Annotated in this window: 1 protein-coding gene; it reads left to right on the forward strand. The window is 62.1% G+C overall.

Annotated features, from left to right (window positions below):
• A partial coding sequence (locus CFR80_RS18835) for an autotransporter-associated beta strand repeat-containing protein (protein ID WP_181418296.1) occupies positions 1-507 on the forward strand: 507 nt, incomplete at both ends.

A 507-nucleotide genomic window follows, 5' to 3' on the forward strand; every position in this document is an offset into this window, starting at 1 on the left:
GGCGGCACGCTGCAGCTTGGCAATGGTGGTACGGCGGGCAACATCGCGACTACCACGGCGATCCATGATGATGGTACGCTGGCTGTTGATCGTAGCGATGCGATCACGGTCGGGCAGGTTATTGACGGCACGGGCAACCTGACCCAGATCGGCACGGGCACGACGACGCTGACGGGCACGGATACCTATACGGGTGCGACGACCATTGATAATGGCACGCTGGCCCTGAGCGGGACGGGATCGATTGCCCAGTCCACCGGCGTGCAGGACAACGCGGCGTTTGACATTTCTGGCGTGACGACAGGTTCTTCCTCGATCCAGTCCCTGAACGGGGCAGGCACGGTTGCCCTTGGAGGCAACACGCTGGACATCACGAATGGCAATGCCACGTTCGGAAACACATTCTCTGGCGTGGCGTCCGGTTCTGGCGGTCTGACGGTTTCTGGCGGGACGGAGACGCTGTCGGGTGCGAATACCTACACGGGTGTGACGACGGTGGCGTCTGGT

Origin of the sequence: Komagataeibacter oboediens (assembly GCF_003207815.1) — a bacterium.
In the GTDB taxonomy this organism is placed as follows: domain Bacteria; phylum Pseudomonadota; class Alphaproteobacteria; order Acetobacterales; family Acetobacteraceae; genus Komagataeibacter; species Komagataeibacter oboediens.